The organism is Algoriphagus yeomjeoni (assembly GCF_049821175.1).
Classification (GTDB): Bacteria; Bacteroidota; Bacteroidia; order Cytophagales; family Cyclobacteriaceae; genus Algoriphagus; species Algoriphagus yeomjeoni_A.
On sequence record NZ_CP187512.1, the window covers coordinates 2,316,597 to 2,336,987 of the forward strand.

The following is a 20,391-nucleotide window of genomic DNA, read 5'->3' on the forward strand; positions in this document are numbered from 1 at the left end:
ACCCAATATCCCAATGAAAAAATCTTTGTTCAGAATTTTCACACTTGCGCTCATCACATGTTTGATCCCACTGTCCAAAGCCTTTTCTCAGGATGATGAGTCTATAGCTGCCGCTCCCCTACTAGATGAGGAAGTCCTTCCTAATTACCATTACGAGTACATTCCAGATTTCACCTATGACGATATCGATAGGCGCGTGAAAGCAATGGACCATGAAATGTCCTTTGAACTCAACGATCGCATTTTTTCATTCATACAGTATTTTACAGTAAGAAATAGAGACTATACCAAAATGGTCTTGGCACGAAAAGAGCTGTTTTTCCCAATGTTTGATGAAATGATGACCAAACATGACATGCCGCTTGAGATCAAATATTTATCAATTATAGAATCTGGGCTTGATCCTCAAATCAAATCTCGTGTAGGCGCAATGGGGCTTTGGCAGTTTATGCCAGCGACAGGTAGAATGTATGGAATGAATACTAACAGCGAGGTAGATGATAGAATGGATCCGGAGCTTTCTACCGAAGCAGCTGCCAAATATTTGAAGTCACTTTATCGAATGTTTGGCGACTGGGAAGTAGCAATGGCAGCTTACAATTGTGGGCCTGGCAACGTGAGAAAAGCAATCCGTAGATCTGGAGGCAAGAAAACTTTTTGGGGTATTTATAATTATTTGCCTCGTGAAACCCGGAGCTACGTTCCTCAGGTTCAAGCAATGCTCTATATCTTAAATCACCTAGAAGAACATAATTTCTTTCCAGAAGACCCTACCTATGTGGTTGAATATGAGAAAATTCGTTTTGACAGAGCGTTGAGTTTAGACAAATTAGCTGAGTTAACAAATCTTTGTGTATCAGATTTGAAGACGCTAAATCCGGCCATAAAAAACACAAGATTACCTGAAAGTAATAAGAGCATGGCTCTTCGAATTCCTCGAACCAAAGCCCCTTATATCAAAGAAAACCTTGCATGGTTAAATGATTCGCTTAATAATGCTCCCACTATCCTACTTGCATCTAATGTCCAAGTTCAATCTGTAGAAGCTCTAGTTCAAGAAATCAAGCAAAATAGTACTGTTTATAGAGTTAGGTCTGGAGATGTCTTAGGTTCAATCGCGCAGCGTCATGGTGTTACTGTGACTCAAATAAAATCCTGGAATAATTTATCTTCAAACCTTATTCGAGTTGGGCAGACTTTGAGAATAAATTCTGGGATGTCCGGAAATATTGCTACTACGCAAACAAATGCCTCAGGACAAACCACTTATATAGTTCAACCGGGAGATTCTCTTTGGATTATTTCCAGAAAACATGAAGGCCTCACCGTGGAACAAATTAAGCGTTTGAACAACTTGAATTCAAATAATATTAAGCCTGGTCAGAAGCTAATTATTGGCTAATTCCGACCAGATTTTGCTCTAGTTTGTTAATTTTTTTTAAGTAATGGCAATATTAAGTCCTAAATAAGGATAAATGTTCTGATGTCATTAATTTACCCTATCCAAGAATCAAACGACCAAAAATGAAAACCTTTTCATCCATTTTCAAAGCCCTAGTTATGGGTATTGTGTTTACGTCCTGTGAATCCGACGGAACAGGCGCAGACAGTTCAAAGCCAAAAGCAAGAGGCTCCATAGGGGAAATCATCCTAGTAATAGACTCTGTTAAGTGGGCAGGACCAGTTGGTGATCAGCTAAAAGAAATCTTCGAATCTGATATCCCGGGAATGATCCGCTCCGAAGCAAAGTTCAAAGTGAACACGGTGGATCCTAGAGCCATGACTCGTATGCTCAAAATGTCCACAAACCTAATTTACGTTACAACTTTTGACGACAAAGGGTCTGCCAGTCAGGCAATTAATGCACAATTCTCAAAGGAATCCAAGGAAAAGGCAATGAATGATCCTGAAATCTATTCCTTAAGAATGGAAGATGAATATGCAATCGGACAGGAAGTACTTTACTTGTTTGGCAATACAGAAGAACAACTTGTAGAGAATCTAAAGAAAAATGGAAGTCGACTTCAAAACCTGTTTGAGGTAAGAGAAAGAGGCAGATTAGAAAAAATCATCCTAGCTAGGAAAAATTCTGCGGCCGCAGTAGAAGCGAGAGAGAATCTTGGAATTGAGATCAATGTCCCAGCATCCTATCAAGTTGCCAAGTCAGAAGATGACTTTTTGTGGGTACGACAAATTACACCTAGTGGAAATCGAGCGGATATAAGTTTATTTTTCTATGAGACAGAGTATACCTCAGAAGAACAAACTTTCCCTGCAAACATCCTCAAACTCAGAGACTCAATCACGAAAGAACATATTTTTGGTGACCCAGAAGATACAACTTCCTATGTAGTATCTGAAAAACAAATCCCGCCTGCTTTCAGAAACATGGTGATTAATGATAATTTTACCACAGAAATAAGAGGCGCCTGGAAAACCAACAACATAAGCATGGGTGGATCCTATCTTGGTTACCTCATGATTGATCAGAAAAAAGGAAAACTTTATTACATTGAAGGGTTCGTATTTTATCCAAATGAAATACACAGAGATGCCCTCAGAGAAATAGAGACCATTCTTCTGAACACTGATGTGAGTTGGAAGGAGGACCAGGGGGCCTAAAACCCAAATTAGACTAGCTTTTATGGCAATCAAAATCCGCAAGGAAGACGCACTAAATTATCATACGCAAGGCTCGCCTGGCAAAATCGAAGTAAATCCCACCAAGCCGCTTTCTAGTCAGATGGATCTTGCACTGGCCTATTCACCGGGTGTTGCAGAACCCTGCAAAGAAATAGAAGCGGATGTTGAAAACGTTTATAAATACACCGCCAAGGGCAATTTGGTGGGTGTTATTTCCAACGGAACTGCAGTTCTCGGGCTTGGAGATATAGGTCCTGAAGCATCAAAACCAGTAATGGAGGGAAAAGGAGTTCTTTTCAAGAAATTTGCAGGAATAGATGTTTTCGATATTGAGATCAATGAAAAGGATCCAAAAAAGCTAATCCAAATAATCAAGTCACTTGAACCAACTTTTGGAGGAATTAATCTGGAAGACATCAAAGCACCCGAATGCTTTGAAATAGAAACTGAACTTAAGCGGGAAATGAAAATCCCGGTCATGCATGACGACCAGCATGGCACAGCAATTATTTCAGGAGCAGCATTACTTAATGCCCTTGAAATTGTTGAGAAGGATATCTCAAAAATCAAATTAGTAGTAAACGGTGCAGGAGCTGCGGCAATTTCCTGTACTCGGTTCTATATTTCTCTAGGTATAAAAAAGGAGAACATTGTTCTATGTGACATCGTCGGAATCTTGAGATCAGATAGAACCGATCTGGATGAGATTAGAAGAGAATTTGCCACAGATAGAGACTTGTATACACTTACTGATGCATTGAAAGATGCGGATGTATTCTTAGGTCTTTCTGCGGGGAATATTGTTTCGCAAGATCAGTTAAAATTAATGGCACCAAATCCGATCGTTTTCGCTTTGGCAAACCCTGATCCTGAAATTTCCTATGACTTAGCAGTGGCTACACGTCCAGATCTAATCATGGCAACGGGACGTTCTGATCATCCAAACCAAGTGAATAACGTCCTAGGTTTTCCTTACATTTTTAGAGGAGCATTGGACGTGAGAGCCACAGCGATCAATGAAGCCATGAAATTGGCTGCAGCTCATGCAATCGCAAAACTAGCCAAAGAACCTGTTCCAGATATTGTAAACAAAGCATATGGTGAGGACAAACTAGGTTTTGGACGATTATACCTTATTCCTAAGCCACTGGATCCGCGATTGATTACTACGATTGCTCCTGCTGTCGCTAAAGCGGCTATGGAAACTGGTGTTGCTAAATACCCGATTAAAGATTGGGATGCTTATGAGCTTGAGCTTCAGGAGCGCATTGGAATTGACCAAAGATTGATGTCTGTGGTCATCGCCAGAGCCAAAAAAGATCCTAAGCGTGTAGTATTTGCGGAAGCAGATAATAGAAAAATACTCAAAGCCGCTCAGATCATCCGCGATGAGAAAATTGGAGAACCTATACTCCTTGGCAATAAAGAAAAAATCTTATCTCTAATAGCAGATAACTCCTTAGATCTGACCAATGTCACCATTATAGATCCTTTGGAGGAAAAGGAGATGCTGGCGAGATTCGCTGATATGCTATTGCAAAAGCGTAATAGAAAGGGAATGACCGTAGGAGATGCAGCAAGACTAGTTACTCAAAGAAATTACTTTGGTGCCTTGATGGTAGAATCTGGAGCGGCAGATGCTTTTATCTCTGGTCTTACGCGAGACTATCCAAAAACCATCTTGCCATCTCTGCAGACTATCGGTGTAAAACCAGGTGTAAACCGGGTGGCAGGTATGTATATAATGAATACTCCAAAAGGGCCGTATTTCTTTGCTGACGCTACAGTTAACCTCAACCCAACGGCAGAAGAATTAGTGGAAATAATAGGTTTAACAGCGGATGCTGTGAGATTTTTCAATATGGAACCTAGAATCGCTGTACTTTCATATTCCAACTTTGGCTCAGCTAAAGGAGAAATTCCAGAAAAAATGGCAAGAGCTACAGCAATAGCTCAGAAAAAATATCCGGATTTGGTGATTGAAGGAGAAATGCAGGCAAACGTTGCGATTAATGAAGATATCCAACGTGAAATGTATCCATTTTCCAAACTCATTAACAAGAGAGCAAACACACTGATATTCCCAGATTTGAGTTCAGGTAACATCGCTTATAAGCTGCTAGCTGAACTTGGAAACTCCGAGGCTATTGGACCTATTTTGCTAGGAATGAATAAGCCGGTTCATATTCTACAGCTAGGAAGTTCCATCAGGGAAATCGTAAACATGGTAGCTGTGGCAGTAGTCGATGCTCAATCCAATAGCAACTTATGATCGATTATCTAAGCGGAAAACTGGTTTACAAAGATCCCACTTATGTCATTATCGATGTGAATGGGATAGGATATCATGTAAAAATATCCCTTCAAACCTATACAGAAATCAAGGATGAGGAGCAGATTAAGCTCCTCACATTTCTTCATATTAAAGAAGATGCTCACACACTTTTTGGGTTCAAGAAGGAGGATGAAAAGCGTCTATTTTTATTATTACTTTCTATTAATGGAGTAGGTCCTAGCACAGGCCTTATGATTCTTTCTTCGTTAAGCTCTGCAGAAATAGAGCAGGCAATTTTGGCTGGCGATGTAGCTACCATCCAGCATGTCAAAGGAATAGGTGCAAAAACCGCACAACGTATAATTTTAGAGCTTAAAGACAAAGTAGGTAAAGGTGGTTCTGAAGCTTCCACTTCACCACTAGGATTTTTGAAATCAAGCAATAAAATCCGCGAAGAAGCGTTACAAGCACTTATTAAGCTTGGTTTTCCAAAAGCTGCAGCAGAAAAAAATATAGCCGCTGTACTGAAAAAAACCACTGGAGAAATTTCGTTAGAAGATTTAATTAAAGCATCTTTAAAGACATCATAATATTAAGTTGTATTGACCTTTTTGAGTGTACTAACTTTTTACGGGAGGAGGTTTCTCGGTAGTTGGCCTGAATTATTCATCCTATTTGGTCTATTACTCGCCTATTCCACTTCTGAGGCTCAACAAACCAATCCTGACAGTGTTCAGTCCCGGATTGATTCATTGAATCGAAGGAGACTAACTCCCTCGTATTTGCTTTGGCAAAACTTGAGGACAAATCCCCTATTCCCAACCCGGAATCCCTTCTTACAGTCCCAAATCCCATTTTTAAAGTCCAGCCCCATTACCCAAAATGTAGAAGTAAAAATAGATTCTGCTCTGAGGTACAATGTGGTGGATCAGATTGATACGGTCCGCGTAGGAAACGAGCAAGAATATGATTTTGAACAATTTTCTAAAATTCAAGAATATAAAGTCAGACAAGACTATTGGCGAAGCCGCGCTCGTGGAGGAGATGGTGAAAGCGCTGTAGAAGGAAGAGGATTAATCCCTCCGCTCACGGTTAGTCCCTCATTTGACCGGCTTTTTGGGGGAAGTGAAATCAATATTGTTCCATCAGGCTATGTCAATCTAGACTTCGGGGCGATCTTCCGAAGAGTGGATAACCCTACCCTACCCATTAGGCAACAGCAAAACGGTGGATTCAATTTTGACCAGCAAATCCAAATGGCAGTAAATGGTTCTTTGGGAGAAAAAGTGAAGATCGGCGCCAACTTTGATTCTAATAATTCCTTTGACTTCCAGAACCAGATGAAGCTAGAGTTCAACGGTTTTGAAGAAGATATTATCCAATCAATTGAAATCGGTAATGTTAGCATGCCTGTGCAAAACCGGTTGATTCAGGGAGCTCAGAATCTTTTTGGAGTTAAGACCCAACTCCAGTTCGGTAAACTGGGAGTGACGGCGGTTGCATCTACTCAGCGTGGCCGGAGAGATAACTTGACTATAGATGCTAATGGACAAGGTAGGTCATTTGACATTCAGGCTTCCAAATATGACGACAATCGACATTTCTTTATCGCCCATTTCTTCCGAGACAATTACGAACGTTGGTTGAGAGGCCTTCCTCAGGTACTTTCCGGGGTGAATGTGACAAGAATCGAGGTTTACATAATGAACCGAGCGGCAAATACAGAAACGCTCAGGAACTTTGCTGCATTCATGGACCTTGGCGAGGGAAGGGTGATTTACAATCCTACAAACCCAAACATAGGTTCAGGAACGCCTTCAGCCCCAGCTAGTAACTCGGCGAACCTTCTTTATTCCAATATCTCAAGAAACCCTGCTTTTCGCCCTTTTGACACAGGATCTCGGGCTATGGAAAATAGTCTAGGTCTCAGAAAAGGCGTTGATTTTGAACAGATAAATGGTGCTAGGAAATTAGATCCTACAGAGTATTTTTTCAATCCTCAGCTTGGCTACTTGTCACTTTTTAGAAGACTTCAAAATGATGAAGTTTTGGCTGTTTCTTATGAATACACCTACAATGGTCAAGTGTATAAAGTAGGAGAATTAACAGAAGACTATCAAACAAGACAAGAAGATGAACTGATTTTCATGAAACTTCTTCGTCCTGCAAGAATCAATACTAGAGTCCCAACCTGGGATTTGATGATGAAAAACGTCTACAGCCTTAATGCCAATCAAATATCGAGAGATGGTTTTCAACTTCAGGTAATCTACAGAGATGATAGAACCGGACTAGACAACCCTTCGCTTTTGGAAGGCGAAAATGTAAAAGACAGACCATTAATTCGGCTCACAGGCCTCGATAACCTGAATCCCCAAAATGATCCTGCTCCAGATGGGAATTTTGACTTTGTCGAAGGCCTCACAATCTTAACAAATCGAGGGCTTTTGGTTTTCCCAGTTTTGGAGCCTTTTGGATCAAACCTTGAACAATATTTTCAGCCCGGTGAAGTGGTATTAAAAGAGAAATACGTTTACGATACACTTTACACCACAACTCAGGCCGATGCTGAGCTTGTTACCCGACTTAACAAATATTTCATTAAGGGTAGGCTAACTGCAGGTTCGGCAAGTGAAATCCAGCTTCCGGGACTTAATATTTCTCCTGGATCTGTGATAGTGCAGGCAGGAAATATCCCTTTGACTGAAGGGGTAGATTACACCATTGATTACAACGTCGGAAGACTTGTTATTATCAATGATGCAATACTTCAATCAGGGAAACAGATCAATGTTAGTTTTGAAAAAGCTGATCTAGTATCCTTTCAAACACGAAGTTTACTTGGAACTCGTCTCGATTACTTATTTAGCGACAAGTTTAACTTGGGCGGTACATTCCTATATCTAAATGAACGGCCAAACGTCACTCGAATAGCCACTGGAAGTGAAACTTTGAGAAACAGCATGTGGGGTATAGACGGGAACTTCTCTGATGAATCCCGCTGGCTAACCAAAATGGCGGATGCACTTCCTTTTACAGATACTAAAGAAACCTCTCTGGTAAATATCAGTGGGGAATTTGCACATCTAATCCCCGGTACTTCAAATCGTGTAAATGGAGAACAAGCATCCTACATTGATGATTTTGAGGCAGCAATAACTCCATATAATCTAGGAGGTGCAGCTAATCAAAATTGGAAGCTTGCATCTGTGCCGCAAACGTTTGACAATAGATTTGACTTAAGTAATCAAACAGAAGACAACCTAGGTGCAGCTTACAGAAGGGCTAGAGTCGCCTGGTATAATATTGATAATATTTTCTATAGGGAAAGTGGCCCAGGCGTTCCAGCCAATATCACTCGGGAAGACAGAAGAAACCATTATGTAAGAAGAGTCCTACCTCAGGAAATATTTCCTCAGCAAGATCGTGATGTAATAGTCACTCCAGAGCCTCTTTTTGAACTAGCCTACTTTCCAAGTGAGCGTGGAATGTATAATTACAATACAAATCTGACTCAAGATGGATTACTTCCAGAGCCTAAAAAGAATTTTGGTGGAGTAACTAGGGCTATTACTACTGAAGTTGATTTTGACAGAACAAACATTGAGTACATAGAATTCTGGCTTTTGGATCCATTTATTGAAGGAGAAAATGGTAGAGTATTGGACGGAAAATTCAACCAAAACAACACCACTGGTGGTAAACTTTTCATCAATCTAGGAGATATTTCAGAGGACATCTTGAAAGACGGCCGTCATGCCTTTGAAAATGGCCTTCCAGCAGATGGCGACCCTTCTGAGACTGGACAAAATGAATGGGGCAGAATTACTCGTGAGCAATACCTTCTTCCTGCCTTTGACAATTCAGAAATATCCAGACAAAATCAAGATGTAGGCTTGGATGGCTTGAAAAATGAAGATGAGGCAAATTTTTTCCGAAGCAGATTCTTAGACCGCCTAAATGTAAGTACAAACGCCAGAAACGAAATTCTACAGGATGTCTCAGGAGATTTATTCGAATATTACCTAGATGAGACTTTTGATCAAAACGACACAAAGATTCTAGAACGTTACAAAAAATTCAATGGCATGGAAGGCAACACGCCAGTGTCTGCAAACCAAAATCTCCCTTACACTCCTTCTGGATCAAATACTCCAGACAATGAGGATCTAAACACAGATAATACCATTAACGAACTGGAGAACTATTACTCTTACGAGATGGATCTCAAGCCAGGAAGTTTAGTAGTGGGGCAAAACAATATCGTGGATAAAACCACGGCAAATGTAAATGGTGAATCTGTTGACTGGTACTTATTCCGTATCCCCGTTCGCCAACCAGACCGTGTGGAAGGCGACATTACAGGTTTCAAATCTATTCGCTGGTTTAGAACTTATTTGACTGATTTCGAGCAGCCTGTAGTATTACGAATGGCAAACTTCCGAATGGTTGGCAGTCAATGGCGAGTATTTCAGGAATCACTTTTCGAAAGAGGTCTATTCGAAATCCCTGAACCTGACAATTCAAATGTAACTGTAGATGTGGTTAGTATAGAGGAGAACAGTCAAGGAAGTTCTACTGAAAGTCCATATGTGCTACCTCCAGGCATCTTCAGGGATCGTGACAATACCTCAACTGTAGAAAGAAGGTTAAACGAACAATCACTCCGTGTCTGTGTGGAAGACCTAGGAGCAAGAGATGCCCGCGCTGTATTTAAAAACGTAACCTTGGATTTGGTACAGTTTGAGCGAATCAAAATGTTCCTTCACGCCGATAGTGAGGATGCGATGGATGGGGAAATCACTGCATTCCTAAGATTAGGTACAGATTATACAGATAATTATTACGAGATAGAAGTACCACTTATTATCACTCCAAAAGGCACCAGAGATCCAGAACTGATCTGGCCTGCGGAAAATGAAATCGATATCGCGATTCAGGAAATCGTAGGTGTGAAGGTAGCCCGTGACAATCAGCAAGTACCGCTGAATATTCCATTTTCTCAGCAAATTGGACGGTACAAAGTAACGGTGGTTGGCCGTCCTGAATTGAACCAATCCCAATCTTCGATGATCGGTGTGAGAAACCCAGGTACCCATGGCGGTGGAAGTAGGAGTATTTGCCTTTGGGCAAATGAACTCCGGGTAACGGGCGCTACCAAATCCAATGGATGGGCAGCAAATGCACTCATGAATGTGAAAATCGCTGATGTGGCAGTAGTAACAGGTTCCATAAGACACAACTCAATAGGCTTTGGAGGTCTGGAAACCAGATTATCTCAGCGTGCCAGACAATCAACTACGCAATATGATATCTCTACTAATGTGGATATTCATAAACTTTTACCGCAGGCGATTGGGGTCAGTATTCCAATGTATTTCTCGATAGAGAATAGCACTACTAAACCAGAGTATGATCCATTGAATCCAGATGTTCCTTTCGAAGTAGCTTTGCAAAAATTTGAGACCCAGGATCAAAAAGAAGCCTATAGAAAAATAGCGCTGGACCAAATCAACCGCAAAAACATCAGTTTCAATAATGTCAGAAAATTAAAGTCTAACCCAGAGGCAGAAAATCATTTTTATGACATCAGTAATTTGTCTTTTTCATATGCCTATGGGATAATGACCCAGACAAATGCACAAATTCAGGACTATTCCTATAAAACGTATAGGGGCAATGTCACTTATAGTTTCCAACCAAAACCTCTAGCTTTTGAGCCTTTCAAAGGCTCAGGTTTTTTAGATTCTCCATACTTAAAACTGATTAAAGATTTTAATTTAAACCTATCTCCTACCCTAATATTAGCTCGATTGGACATAGACCGGAAGCATCTGAGGTCTCAATATAGAAATGATCAACTTAGTACTGCTGGAGTTGATCCACTATTCCAAAAGAGCTTTTTCATGAACCGATTCTACTCTGTGAATTGGGATTTGACTAAGAACCTACGCGTTGATTATACAGGAAGTGTAATGGCAGTGGTAGATGAACCACAAGGAGATTTGGACACAGAACAGAAATCTGATTCTGTTAGATTCAATGCTTGGAGATTTGGAAGGAGAACAAACTATAACCACAGTATAAATCTGAATTATACCTTACCGCTAGACAAGATTCCATTTACTGACTGGATCAAAGCTGATTACAAATACATAACAACCTATACTTGGCTTACTGGAGCTATTGGACAAAAAGACACATTGGGGAATTCCATTCAAAATACTAGAGACCAATCACTTAACGGTAAATTTGATCTTATAAGACTTTATAATAAGAATAAAAAGCTAGCTGCACTGAACGCTCCCAAACGACCGAGTATTCCTGGCAGAACGGAAACCCAAGCAGAAGATACGATTGGAACACCTTTTACAAATCAGCTGCTAAAAACGCTGATGATGGTAAAAGAAATCACATTTAATTATGGTAAAACAGAGGGAACTTTCCTCCCAGGCTACATGCCAAATACCGGCCTGTTGGGAATGGATCGTTTATTCGAAAACCCCGGTTTAGCATTCCTGTTTGGTAGTCAGGACCCGACTATTAGAAATGAATTTGCGCAGGCGGGAATCATGGCTCCAAGCAGTGAACTGACACAAACTTTCAAACAAAGTAGTGCCATTAATATGAGGTTTGGAAGTATCGTAGAACCTTTCCAAGACTTTAAAATCACCTTAAATGCAACAAAACGTGAGGTGGGTGATTACCAGGAAATTTTCAGAAACTCTCTGAATAATCCTGGCGAATACGAGTCTATAAGCCCAAATCGCCTTGGCACATATAGTATCACCACGATTATGATTGGTACCAGCTTTAGCAAAGATGGTTTCGATAATGTTTCTCCATTATTCACAGAATTTGAAAAGAATAGAGAAATTATTAAAAACAGGCTAGAAACCTCTGGAGGTGGAGGTGAATATTCTCTCAATGGACAAGATGTATTAATACCTGCTTTCTTGGCTGCTTATAGAGGGAAAGACGCATCAGAATCCAACATCAATCCATTTCCAAAAACGCCACTGCCAAACTGGAGATTGGATTACCGAGGACTTTCTAGAATAAAGGGACTAAGCGAAATCTTTAGCAGTATCAACATCACCCATATGTATACATCTACCTATGACGTGAGTAATTTCTCTAATTCACTTCAATATCAACAAGGCTTAGAGCTTTACAATACTCTTCAAAATATTCCTAGACCAACTGAAGTTAATGAAGTAGGCCAGTATATACCTATTTATGTATTAAATCAGGTAGTTCTTACTGAGCGCTTTGCTCCATTGGTGGGGGTAGATTTATTGACAAAAGACAGGTTAAATATTGCAGTAAATTATAATAAGGAGCGGTCTTTAGGATTGAACTTCTCCAACTCTCAAGTGACAGAACAGAAGAGCAATGATTTTGGATTGACTCTGGGCTATACCAAAGCAGGGCTGAAAATCCCTTTCAAATTCCAAGGAAGGCAGTCTGTGTTAAAAAATGACGTTCAATTCAAGTTGGATTCCAAAGTAGTGAGCACGACCCAGATTCAGCGAAAGATCGAAGAAGGAAGTACGGTAACGAGTGGAAATTTGAACATTTCTATCAGACCAACAATCTCCTATTTAATCAATCAAAACCTCAATCTCACCCTATATTTTGATCGAACCATCAATGACCCTAGAGTGACAACTGCCTATAAGCGAACTTCTACAGCTTTTGGCGGCCAACTTCGATTTAATTTAGGTCAATAGATTTTATCCTTGACCGATTCCTATTAATTTTGACTCCCATATTAACTATTTAAAAAATGGATTTTCCTCAAGAACTAAAGTACACCAAAGACCACGAATGGGTTAAAATTGACGGTGATGTTGCAACTATTGGAATCACAGAATTTGCCGCAGGTGAGCTGGGTGATATCGTCTATGTAGAAGTTGAAACTACAGGTGAGACATTAGACACCAATGAAGTTTTTGGCTCTGTAGAGGCTGTGAAGACAGTTTCAGATCTATTCATGCCAGTGGCAGGTGAAATTTTGGAAGTAAATCCAGAGTTGGAAGATGCTCCTGAATTAGTGAATGAGTCTCCTTATGACCAAGGATGGATGATCAAAGTGAGAATAACAGGTGACCTTCCTGCTGATTTATTGTCTGCATCAGCGTATGCAGAGTTAGTTGGAGAATAAGCAATCTGTTTTGAGATTAGGAATTGCTATAGTTTGGTTGATTTTCATTGCCGCAGCTATGCTCACTCCAGGAAATAACTTTCCAGATCCTTCATTTCAAGCTGAAGACAAGTTGGTCCATTTTGTTTGCTTTGGCCTACTGAGTTATCTTTGGTGTGGAGTTGGTATGAAACGAGATTTTGTGAAAGGATTACAGGGTAGAGTTTTAACCAACTACTTGGTTTTCGGCGTAGCCGCTGGAATAGTTTTAGAATGTGCTCAACTGTATATCCCCTTCCGATCTTTCGATTATATGGACATGATTGTCAATGAAATAGGTGGAATAGCAGGTTTATTAGCATATTTTAAGATTCCTACCACCAAGATTGGCTTGGAATAGTGCCTATTAATTATTACAATTGTTAGTCTGAAAAAGAAGAAAAATTTAACCGTAATAAACCAAACGTATAATGGAAGCAAAAAAAACTCCCAGCGCTGATCTAACCAGAAAGTCAGGAATGTTCCTGAACTTAGGTTTGGCAGTGGCTGTAGGTGCTACCCTTGCTGCCTTCGAATGGAAGTCATTTGACGATGGTTCATTGAAAGACCTTGGTCAAGTAACTGATAACTTCGAAGAATTGCTAGATATTCCAATCACGGAGCAGCCACCACCACCACCGCCACCACCAGTAGAGCAGCCTATCATTCAGGAAATTCCTGATGAAGTAGAAATCGAAGAAAAAATCGAAGTTAACTTCGATGTCGATGTGAAAGAAACTACTGTAATCAAAGAAGTGGTGATTGCTGAAGCTCCTGTAGAGGAAAAAGTAGATCAGATCTTCGATGTGGTAGAAACGCAGCCTGAGCCACCAGGGGGAATGTCAGGTTGGAACCAATACCTTTCTAAAAACCTAAAATACCCTACTCAAGCAAGAAGAATGGGTACTGAAGGTACTGTAATTGTGGTTTTCGTTGTAAACACAGACGGTTCTATTCAAGACGTTGAAGTATTGAGAGGAATCGGTGGAGGTTGTGACGAAGAAGCAGTAAAAGTAGTAAGTGCTGCTCCAAAGTGGACACCTGGTAAGCAACGAGGTCGTCCAGTACGTACTCGTATGAGACTTCCTATCAGATTCAAATTGAGCTAATCCTTTGGATCCAAACTATATAAAGACCCGATTTCTCGGGTCTTTTTTTTGCCGTATTCTTAACAACTTTTAGCTTAGTTAAATAGTGTTAGAGGATTAGTATCAGCGGGTTATGAAGTGTAAATTATTAGAGTAGTTTTTTTTCTAACCTCTAATCAAACACTCATGGAACACAAAAAAAATCCAAAGTTGGACCTTAGAAAGTGGTCAGGAACTTTGTTTAATCTCGGACTGGCAGTAAGCCTTGGAGCAGTATTGGTGGCTTTCGAATGGAAGGCCAGAGATCAAGGAATCATCAAAACATTTGAAGGAATAGAAGATGATTGGGATGAAATAGAAATCCCACAAACAATCCAGAACCCTCCTCCACCGCCTCCGCCGCCTACCCCAATTGAGGTAAATATCCTTCCAGATGATATAGATATTGACAAGATCACTGATATCAAAATCGACTTAAACACAAATGAACAAGCTGATATTCCCGAGGTAGAATTAACTGAGGCGCCAATAAAGGAGGACATAGATGTAATCGTAGACTTTGTTGATGTGCAAGCTATGTTTAAGGGCGGTATGGATGCTTGGTATGCCTATCTTAATAAAAACTTAAAATACCCAGCACAGGCTAAAAGAATAGGAATTGAAGGAATGGTCATCGTGCGCTTCGTTGTAAACACAGACGGATCGATACAAGACATAGAGTTAGTTCGAACTATCGGTGGCGGTTGTGATGAAATAGCAAAGGAAGTTATTGAAAACTCCCCAAATTGGACTCCTGGCAGAATAGGTGGAAGAGCTGTACGATCTAGAATGACTATGCCGATTCGCTTTAGACTAAATTAAAGTACTAATTTGATAAAAAAATAAGGGGCACTCAGCCCCTTATTTTATAGTACATTTAACGATTGCTCTTTTACTTTTTCGAGTTCATCCTTCATTAGAATCACATGCTTTTGCATTTCAGCGTCATTTGCTTTTGATCCTATGGTATTGATCTCTCTTCCGATTTCCTGCGAGATAAACCCAAGTTTCTTGCCCTGACTGGTTTCTTCAGAAAGACACTTTGAAAAGTATTTCAAATGAGTGTCAAGCCTGACGATCTCCTCTGTTATGTCCAGCTTTTCGAAGTAATAGATCAGCTCTTGTTCAAATCTATTTGCATCAAAGGAATTTTCATCAAGCCATTCGCTAAAATGATTACGGATCTTTTGCTTTAATCTATCCTTGCGCTTTCCTTCATTTTCCTGAATTTTTGACAATCCAGCTGCAATTGCATCGATATTGCTCTGAAGCTTTTCTTCCAAGGAATTCCCTTCATCCTGACGAAATGAATCACATTTGTTTAATGCGATTATCAACATTTTTTTTATTTCTTCCCAATCCGCCTGATCATCTCTTTGCTCACCTGTTACCTGAGTGATTACGGTTGGAGACTGGAGTGCAAGCTTGAAAATATCCTGGGAATCGTCATTTACACTAGATGCAAGGGCTTTATATTTTTCATAAAAAAGAGCAAACAATTCTTCATTAATACTCACTGGCATTTCTGCCGACCCTTTGGATTGGAAATCAATCGAAATGCTCACTTTACCTCTATCCAAAATAGACTGAACCAGATTTCTAATTTCTAGCTCTTTATCATTAAACTGTCTTGGACTTCGGATGGACAGATCCAAAAATTTTGAATTGAGCGTACGAACTTCTACTTGGATCACCATTCGCTCATCCTCAAATCCGGCATTTCCGAAGCCGGTCATTGATTTGATCATAATAAAATTTGTTGTTAGAAATTGAAGCCCAAAGTTACATAGAACTTTAAATCTTCGGCTTCATAATTTCTGATAGGTCTTGCTACATCAAATTTGACATAGTAGTTGAGTAAAACAGTTCTTAATCCAGCGCCATAACTTTGAAGCCAAGGATTATTGAAGTTATTAAGCGTGATCGTAAAAGGAGATCCTTCTGTGTTAATTACTTCGGTATTTTGATCATTCACACGCTCCCATGGAGCAGAATCATTCCATGCTGACCCTATATCATAGAATCCAACCAATTGGAAATTACGAATAAAATTGGAGGTGATATTTCCCCTAGTTAAATAAGAGAATACGGGTATTCTAAGTTCTGCGGTAAATGTGATCATATTTCTACCTCGTATCTCATCGTAATCATATCCTCTCAAATCAACAAAGTCTGCAAAAAGGATATTGGAATTTTCTACACCGGTAGGGTTTCTGATGGGTGAAGACTCTGGTCGGTTGGATGGCGGGCGATAAAAGTCGTTAAACAACCAATTATCCATTCCACCTAGCATGTAGGTTTGCGGATTATTTCCCATAAAGGATCCTGCGTAAAGTCTTGCTGCAATAACAATGTTCTTATGGATAGCTCTATATTCTCTCAAATCGAGATAGAAATTCCCAAAGGAACGGTCATTATTATTAAAGGATTGATATTGGGTATAACCAATTTTGCCTTTGAATCCTCGCTGAGAATATAATCCCAATGGCTGAGTACGATCGTAAACGAATTCTGCCTTTCCTCCGATATAATTTACATTTAGCCTATTCTGCTCAGGGTTTTGACCAATTATTAAAGAATCTGGATTAAGATTGAAATATTGTGTTCTGGCCACGAAAGGTGATAAAGCAACTCTTGCGTTTGCATTTAAAGGGTATGAAAACCCAAGTTCCGCCTTAGTCAACACATATTTCTGGATAGTAATGTCGCCCTCCGAAACTCGAATTGTCCTACGATCAAATCTTCCTTTAAAATCTACCCTACTTTTCAAATACTCATACTCAAAGAACAAATCTCCACCTGACCTGAAATCAAGCGTCGTCATCACTCCGCCTTGGAATACATGGTTGTCTAACAAATCAGTCATTTTACCCGTCATACCAATCCCGAAACCTCTTAGAGGATCTACCACAAACCGGGTATTGATACTATTTATAAAAAACTGTGGATCCATTTGTCTAGGACCAGTCACTTTTTTCCTTAAGCTTTCTCTCCTAAAAGATTCTAACAAATTCGTTTTGGACTCTGCAGCTTCTGCAACCACTGATTGCGAGCCAAGGTTAGGTGGTAAAGTGTCGAAGGTATAATTATCAGTATTGATTCCATTCTTAGATTCAAAGCTTAAGCGCTTCAGATCGATCGATGATGTCGAGTTCTTCGGAATAGTATCCAACATAATCGTAGGTTGCACTGGTTGATTTTCATCCTGCAGAATTATGGTTTGATTTTCTCTTGCTTGCTTTTCTTCTAATAATCTTCTAGCTGCCATCCTTTCATTGAGACTCTTAGCTTGCTCCAGCTGTATTCTTGGTGTACTAGGAGTAAATTGATCTGCGCTTGAAAATCCTTCAACTACAAGAAAACTCTCCCTTCCATCACGAATAGAATAAGCCATTCTATTCATTCTACTGTTGATGTCGAAAGCTTCAATACTTTTATTGAAGGCAGAAATTTGATTTGAAACCTGATTTCCTATGCTCATTCGCATCAGGTTATTAATTCCACTTAAATCACTTAAGTAAACAATAGAATTGCTATTGACTTTCCGTGGTCTTATATTTTTACTATTCGAATTGGTCAGCTGCTTGGTGATCACTGTATCAGTCACCTGCACCATGTAGAGGTTATAATAATCTGGTAAGGATGACAGTTCAAGATTTTTTCCCATTAGTGAATCCGGCAAACTAGTCGCATTCGAGGAATATATAATGGTCGAATCATTCAAAAACATAGGTGTCAATTCATCAAAAGAATCATTGGTTAGCCTTTTGCCAGCACCTCTGGTGTTTAACGTATAAATATCAGATTTCCCATTAGAAATGGCTGACAGGACCATATTTTTCCCTGTGCTGTTGAAATCAAGGCTAAGGATCTGAGTGATATTTCTTAAGAAAATCTTATCCTGATTAGACCCATCAATTGACCTCAGTCTAAGTGTAGTGACACCTCTCTTGAAAGATGCAATGGCAATATTTGCAGAATCTCTCCAAGCTATAATTGGGGAAGTGAAATTGGCTTCTTGATCTTGCAGGGATGTTCCTCCAGCAAAGATTGTTTGTTCGCGACCGGAGCTAACTTCTCTTATTTGAACTTTGTACTTTCCACCATTATTGATCACATAAGCTAAGTTTAATCCGTCAGGACTAAACTTAATATCATTAATCGCACCTATAAATCTTGGGGATGTTTCAGCAACTGCAGCACTTCTATTTGGATCTTTGAAAGTCGAAGAAACTTGCTTGTTGATATCCAGATAATACTTTTTCCAATCTTCGGTGAATGTTTTATAATTTAATCCTACCGTGTTGGCTATACTGTTTTCCTCATTTCTGTTTATTCTCGAAAGATTGAGAATACTGGACACATACCTTCTTCCATACCTTTCTGCTATATAATTCCATACGGATTGTCCCACCAAAGCTGCTTCTCTCTCTTTCAATTTGAGAATTTTTGGTGTTTCGTCTTCCTCAAAGTAATGTCTTACAAAGTCATCCATCTCTCGACTCCAGCCTTTGGCTAAATAAAGCGCTACGCCATCTACATACCATTCCGGGAAACTATTGGTAAGGTTGGACTGGAAGGCATCAGAGACAGATGAACCATAAAGCATCTCTTCGATAATAACCTTGACAGTACCATATAGCAAATCATCCTTAAATTCATCAACCTCACCTTTATAAGCTACTTCCGCTAGAAGCCTATTGAAATTGGTTTGTCCTTGCTCACTATATTCTTCCTTATTCAGGTTGATATTGCTTTGCAAAAGCTCCTCTGGAGAATTGTATATATAGATTTTTGGCTTGGTATAGGCCACATAGCCGATCATCTGAGTCAGGCGATTAAACTCACTTTCCAGATAATCAATAGCCATTTTGGCATTTGCACCTCCTCTGTCATAGTAATAGACCTCAAAATTATTTGAGGAATAAAAGTACCATTCAAACTGCTGGTGCTGGATTCTGTTTTTCCCAAAACGCTCCTGGTCAAACTGAGCCAGGGCAATAAATGAATTCAACCATAACCCAGCAAAAACTAAAATTCGGAAAAGGTGATATCGCATTCTATTTGCTGAAAGATGTCTTTAAATATAATTAAAATACCGAGCTATGTCCACTTCGTGGTCAATTGCCTTATCATTTAGAAGGTAGTTAGCCATTATATCACTAAAATAAGGAATAAGTGACACTCCTTTGGCTCCAAAACCATTGAATATGTAAACGCCTACCTCGGTAGGATGTTTTCCCAAAAATGGTTTTCTATCTCTAGTTGCAGGTCTAATTCCTGTCTTATGGCTAATAATTTCATCCACTGGCACAGGAACCAAATCCTGTAACTTTCCTAAAAGCTCTGTTTTCGCTTCATTTGTCGGCCCTTCTTCCAAATCATGTTTAGTATAAGTAGATCCAACCCGATGTACACCATTACCTAGATGAACTCTGAAAACGCCTCTATTCACGACATATTCAGGAGCAAACCCTTGTTTCACCTCCAATATTTCTCCTTTGACTGGTGCAAAAGGTAGGTAATTGAAAAACTGAGAGTTCATAGCCCCAAGTCCATTACAATAAATTAGTGCTTTTGTTTTGATATTTCCATTAACCCAAAATTCTCCATCATGAGAAAGTATAGACTCATCAAACTTCTCTACAATTAGTTCTTCCTTGAAATACGAAGTCATCGCATCAAGTAGATTGTTGATATTCAGCCAACCTGAATTGCGAAGCATAACTCCACCAAACGGGTCTTTTAAATAGTCTGATTGACTCTCTTGATAGATCTTTTCTAGGTAAGCTTCAAAACCAGGATCAGCACTATGGCCCATCCACTCATTTTGCTCCTCTACACTGAGAAAAGGTCTATAAATGGCTTTTTCTGTAAGAAATTTGCTTCCGGTAAGTCTTTCCAGTTCTTGGTAAAAAGGTACGATTCTAGGAAAAAGCGAATCTGCTTTCCAGGTTTTGACCATTTTTCTTCCGGTCACTGGATTAAAAAGCCCGGCAGCCACTCTACTGGAATTATTAGCTCCAGGCTGATCAATAATCCTAATTTTCTTCCCAGCTTGTTTCAGTCTATAGGCCAGCGCTGATCCTGCAAGTCCCTGTCCAATGAGCAAAAAATCAATTTTCATAACCCAAAATAAAGGTTTAATTCCTTATTTTGTC

The 20,391-nt window shown here is 39.7% G+C and carries 12 protein-coding genes; 9 read left to right on the plus strand and 3 right to left on the minus strand.

Annotation, left to right across the window (positions count from 1 at the left end):
- Positions 1-13: 13 nt before the first annotated feature.
- The 9 genes from ACPUEN_RS09190 (at position 14) to ACPUEN_RS09230 (ending at position 15,052) form a co-directional block, all read left to right on the plus strand.
- The gene (locus ACPUEN_RS09190; RefSeq protein WP_425639933.1) at positions 14-1,402 is read left to right on the plus strand and encodes a LysM peptidoglycan-binding domain-containing protein; all 1,389 of its coding nucleotides are present in this window, start codon (positions 14-16) and stop codon (positions 1,400-1,402) included.
- A 122-nt stretch (positions 1,403-1,524) separates the two neighbouring features.
- A complete protein-coding gene (locus ACPUEN_RS09195) occupies positions 1,525-2,622 on the plus strand; it encodes a DUF4837 family protein (RefSeq protein ID WP_425639935.1) in 1,098 nt (365 codons plus the stop codon).
- A 22-nt stretch (positions 2,623-2,644) separates the two neighbouring features.
- Positions 2,645-4,915, plus strand: coding sequence for an NADP-dependent malic enzyme (locus tag ACPUEN_RS09200; RefSeq protein ID WP_111611678.1), 2,271 nt, complete (start codon positions 2,645-2,647; stop codon positions 4,913-4,915).
- Positions 4,912-5,508, plus strand: a complete 597-nt coding sequence (gene ruvA / locus ACPUEN_RS09205) for a Holliday junction branch migration protein RuvA (protein WP_425639937.1) — start codon at positions 4,912-4,914, stop codon at positions 5,506-5,508. Before ACPUEN_RS09200 ends, ruvA begins: the two co-directional genes overlap by 4 nt.
- Positions 5,509-5,715: 207 nt before the next feature.
- The gene (sprA, locus tag ACPUEN_RS09210) at positions 5,716-12,651 is read left to right on the plus strand and encodes a cell surface protein SprA (RefSeq protein WP_425639939.1); all 6,936 of its coding nucleotides are present in this window, start codon (positions 5,716-5,718) and stop codon (positions 12,649-12,651) included.
- Between the two features lie 56 nt (positions 12,652-12,707).
- Positions 12,708-13,085: a glycine cleavage system protein GcvH gene (gcvH, locus tag ACPUEN_RS09215; RefSeq protein ID WP_111611676.1), complete on the plus strand. Its 378-nt coding sequence runs from the start codon at positions 12,708-12,710 to the stop codon at positions 13,083-13,085.
- A 10-nt stretch (positions 13,086-13,095) separates the two neighbouring features.
- On the plus strand, positions 13,096-13,464 hold the full coding sequence (locus tag ACPUEN_RS09220) for a VanZ family protein (protein WP_425639941.1): 369 nt from the start codon (positions 13,096-13,098) through the stop codon (positions 13,462-13,464).
- A gap of 70 nt (positions 13,465-13,534) precedes the next feature.
- The gene (locus ACPUEN_RS09225) at positions 13,535-14,212 is read left to right on the plus strand and encodes an energy transducer TonB (RefSeq protein WP_111611674.1); all 678 of its coding nucleotides are present in this window, start codon (positions 13,535-13,537) and stop codon (positions 14,210-14,212) included.
- 165 nt (positions 14,213-14,377) lie between these two features.
- Entirely contained in the window at positions 14,378-15,052 is a 675-nt protein-coding gene (locus ACPUEN_RS09230; protein ID WP_425639943.1) for an energy transducer TonB, read from the plus strand.
- 44 nt (positions 15,053-15,096) lie between these two features.
- On the opposite strand, the gene ACPUEN_RS09235 is transcribed toward ACPUEN_RS09230, so the two are convergent.
- From ACPUEN_RS09235 to ACPUEN_RS09245, 3 genes are read right to left on the minus strand one after another with little or no spacing between them, the layout of a single operon-like run.
- Entirely contained in the window at positions 15,097-15,978 is an 882-nt protein-coding gene (locus ACPUEN_RS09235; protein WP_425639945.1) for a YicC/YloC family endoribonuclease, read from the minus strand.
- Between the two features lie 14 nt (positions 15,979-15,992).
- Positions 15,993-19,289 carry a biopolymer transporter Tol gene (locus ACPUEN_RS09240; RefSeq protein ID WP_425639947.1) on the minus strand — a complete coding sequence of 1,099 codons (3,297 nt, stop codon included), beginning with the start codon at positions 19,287-19,289 and terminating at the stop codon, positions 15,993-15,995.
- A gap of 21 nt (positions 19,290-19,310) precedes the next feature.
- Positions 19,311-20,357, minus strand: coding sequence for an NAD(P)/FAD-dependent oxidoreductase (locus ACPUEN_RS09245; protein ID WP_425639949.1), 1,047 nt, complete (start codon positions 20,355-20,357; stop codon positions 19,311-19,313).
- Positions 20,358-20,391 lie beyond the last annotated feature (34 nt).

Coding starts and splice junctions, on each gene's coding strand:
- ACPUEN_RS09190 (WP_425639933.1), top strand. CDS start 14: ATGAAAAAATCTTTGTTCAGAATTTTCACACTTGCGCTCATCACATGT.
- ACPUEN_RS09195 (WP_425639935.1), top strand. CDS start 1,525: ATGAAAACCTTTTCATCCATTTTCAAAGCCCTAGTTATGGGTATTGTG.
- ACPUEN_RS09200 (WP_111611678.1), top strand. CDS start 2,645: ATGGCAATCAAAATCCGCAAGGAAGACGCACTAAATTATCATACGCAA.
- ruvA (WP_425639937.1), top strand. CDS start 4,912: ATGATCGATTATCTAAGCGGAAAACTGGTTTACAAAGATCCCACTTAT.
- gcvH (WP_111611676.1), top strand. CDS start 12,708: ATGGATTTTCCTCAAGAACTAAAGTACACCAAAGACCACGAATGGGTT.
- ACPUEN_RS09225 (WP_111611674.1), top strand. CDS start 13,535: ATGGAAGCAAAAAAAACTCCCAGCGCTGATCTAACCAGAAAGTCAGGA.
- ACPUEN_RS09230 (WP_425639943.1), top strand. CDS start 14,378: ATGGAACACAAAAAAAATCCAAAGTTGGACCTTAGAAAGTGGTCAGGA.
- ACPUEN_RS09235 (WP_425639945.1), bottom strand. CDS start 15,978: ATGATCAAATCAATGACCGGCTTCGGAAATGCCGGATTTGAGGATGAG.
- ACPUEN_RS09240 (WP_425639947.1), bottom strand. CDS start 19,289: ATGCGATATCACCTTTTCCGAATTTTAGTTTTTGCTGGGTTATGGTTG.
- ACPUEN_RS09245 (WP_425639949.1), bottom strand. CDS start 20,357: ATGAAAATTGATTTTTTGCTCATTGGACAGGGACTTGCAGGATCAGCG.